This window comes from Brevundimonas sp., from assembly GCF_032107865.1.
Lineage (GTDB): Bacteria > Pseudomonadota > Alphaproteobacteria > Caulobacterales > Caulobacteraceae > Brevundimonas.
The window spans coordinates 1-3,080 of sequence record NZ_DAMCNG010000275.1; the positions used below are offsets into that span (position 1 = coordinate 1).

General features: G+C 66.4%; 2 protein-coding genes and 1 tRNA gene. 2 read left to right on the forward strand and 1 reads right to left on the reverse strand.

From position 1 onward, the window contains the following. Nucleotides 1–1,603, reverse strand: a 1,603-nt coding sequence (locus RT567_RS15395) for a helicase-related protein (protein ID WP_313577114.1), incomplete at its 3' end; no start/stop codon positions are given. A 286-nt stretch (nt 1,604–1,889) separates the two neighbouring features. On the opposite strand from RT567_RS15395, the gene RT567_RS15400 reads away from it, so the two are divergent. Both RT567_RS15400 and RT567_RS15405 read left to right on the forward strand, forming a co-directional pair. After that, nucleotides 1,890–1,966, forward strand: a tRNA-Arg gene (locus tag RT567_RS15400). 696 nt (nt 1,967–2,662) lie between these two features. After that, on the forward strand, nt 2,663–3,080 hold a 418-nt coding region (locus tag RT567_RS15405), incomplete at its 3' end, for a hypothetical protein (protein WP_313577115.1).

Genomic DNA, 3,080 nt, shown 5'->3' on the forward strand with positions numbered 1-3,080 from the left:
GCGCCCGGTCGGCCAGCGCCGATCCGCCCGCGTCGACGGTGAAGCAGACGCCGTCCAGATGGCCGACGACCTCGCCCTCTACCGTGACCTCGCCGTCGTCGGCCACGCCCGCCAGCACGTCGGACCGCACGTTCAGCGCCCGCATCAGCGCCGCCGTGCGACGGTCTACGAACCGCGCCGTCAGCCGTTCGTGCAGCACGTCGCTGAGCCGTTCCTCCAGCGCCTTGGTCCGGTCGCGCCATTCCTGCGCCCCCGCCATCCAGTCGGGCCGGTTGGCGATGTAGCTGAGGGTCCGCACCCCCGACAGCCGCGCCGAAAGCTGGTCGATCTGGCCGTCGTCGCGATCCAGATCGTTGAAGCGCGGCGCCGCCCAGTCCTCGGTCAGGCGGCCGCCCCTCCCGTGAGGACCTTGGCTGGTCAGGGCGGTGAAGATCTCCTTCGACAGGCGGGCGTGTTCGTCCAGCGTCGTCTTCTGGAAGTCCGGCAACTGGCACGCCTCCCACAGCCGCATCAGGGCGCCGCGCGAGCGGGCGATCTTCCTGACGTCCTCATCGGCCGCAAAGCGCCGCAGCAGCGTCTCATCCAGCGCCTGCGCCGTCAGCCGCAGCCCATGCCGATCCGGCGTCACCGTCAGCGACCGGAGCAGGTCGGGCAGGGTGTCGAAGTCCAGCCGCCCGCTGCGCCATTCGGCGGCCTCGACCGGATCGAAGCGGTGCTCGACGACCTGTTCGACCAGATCCTCATCCAGCTCTTCCGCCTCGCCGGTGACGCCGAAGGTGCCGTCGCGCAGGTGCCGCCCCGCCCGCCCGGCGATCTGACCGATCTCGGCGGCGTGCAGCCAGCGCGTGCGTCGCCCGTCGAACTTCCTCAGACCGGCGAAGGCCACATGGTCCACGTCCATGTTCAGCCCCATGCCGATGGCGTCGGTGGCGACCAGAAAATCGACCTCGCCCGACTGGAACAGCTCGACCTGGGCGTTGCGGGTGCGCGGGCTGAGGCTGCCCATGACCACCGCCGCCCCGCCCCTCTGACGGCGCAACAGTTCGGCGATGGCGTAGACCTGCTCGGTCGAGAAGGCGACGACGGCGCTACGCCGGGGCAGGCGGGTCAGCTTCTTCGACCCGGCGTAAGACAGCGTCGACAGCCGGTCGCGGGTGACGATCTCCGCATCCGGAACAAGCGACCGCATCAACGGCGCCATCGTCCCGGCGCCCAGGAACATGGTTTCGAACCGGCCGCGCGCGTGCAGCAGCCGCTGGGTGAAGACGTGACCGCGCTCGGGATCGGCGACCAGCTGGATCTCGTCCACCGCCAGAAAATCGACCGACCGCTCCAGCGGCATGGCCTCGACCGTGCAGACGAAATAGGCGGGACGCGGCGGGACGATCTTCTCCTCGCCGGTGATCAGGGCGACCGAGGCCGCCCCGCGCCGCTTGACGATCCGCTCATAGATCTCGCGCGCCAGCAGGCGCAGCGGCAGGCCGATCATGCCTGAGCCATGACCCAGCATCCGCTCGACCGCCAGGTGGGTCTTGCCGGTGTTGGTGGGCCCCAGGATCGCCGTGACGCGCGACGGGGCCATGCCTGCGGAACGGTCGCTCATGACCGTCCCAAGGTGGCGAACCCCGCCGACTTTCACAAGCGGCGCGACGGTCGGGATGTCGGCGAAAGAGAAATGGTAAGCGGAACCTTACCGCCCTCTGGAACACGGGCGAAACGAATCATGACCGAATCGGCGACGTCGGCCGATTCAGGCTTTGTTCCATACTAGGGATTGTAGCTTAACGGCCTTTAACCACAAGGCGGAGCCGTCGTGAGCGACCCGCAGCGCGAAGGGAAACCGCAGGGGCTTCCCTGACGCCGCAACCTCCTTTAGGCAGTGACGCCGTGGCCCCGTAGCTCAGCTGCATAGAGCAAGGCTTTCCTAAAGCCGAGGTCGGGGGTTGGAGTCCCTCCGGGGTCGCCATGCTCATGTCGAGACAAGTTAAAACCTGCGCAAAACAAGCTAAGACCTGCGCAGGTCGTTGGCGGCCGCTCATGACTCGAAGCGGACCTTAAGCGTGTCCGCTTCCTGCTGAAGTGAATTTAGGGGGGAGCCGCTGGCGGCATACAGACAGGTCGAGGCTCAGCGCCGAGGCCAAAGAACTTGGGAAGGGCGGACAGGATGTAATGCGACAGCCGGTCGATACCGGAAGGCGGGAAAACCCCACTTGCGCCAGAGCGCCTCGAGCGCGTGCTTTTGGGCGGCATCCGGCTTCGCGGAAGGCATTATGGCCAGCGGTCATGCCGCACCAACAAGTCGAACACATGGCCGCAGCGACCAGGCTCAGCAGAACGTCAGATAACCCTTGCCAAAGGGGAGCCGTCCACACTTGGCGCTTATCCGTCCGCGGCGTAATCGCAAAGCTATCGTCATCCAAACTTGGCGCGAATGTAGCCGAAGCGTGAGCGAGCGATCATGAACCCACCCTAGACCCCGTGGCCGTCGCAGGGGGCCGGGATGTATTTCAGTATTGCGCCATTGAAGCGGGCGGGCGTGACGTTCGTGATGGCGGCTCTAGTCGCGTGGCTGCCTGATCAGTCTGTGGCCTCGACGGCAGAGCCACAACCCCCAGTCCCGCTGCCTTTGCGTCACAACGGCGGGACGTGGGACGCCGGCCATGTGCAGGGCGTCGCCGTCGATCTCGAAGGCGGCTTCATCTATTATTCCTTCACCAACCTGCTGGCCAAATATGACCTTGAGGGGCGGCTGGCGGGGACGCTGGTCGGGTGGACTGGCCATCTTGGCGACCTGGCGTTTAACCCGGCCGACGGCAAGCTGTATGGCTCGCTGGAGTATAAGGCGGACGAGGCCTTCTATATTGCGGTGATCGACGTTGCGGGCCTTGATCGCGTCGGGGTCGAGGCCAGCCGCAGCGATCTGTTCAGGACGGTCCATCTGGCCGAGGTCGGGCGCGATTACGCCGCCGACATGGACGGCGACGGGCGGTTTGACGGCGATACGGCGGACACGCGCGATCATCGCTGTCAATCGGCGTCTAAAAGGGACCCCCTATCGGCGTGCAATAGGGACCCCCTTG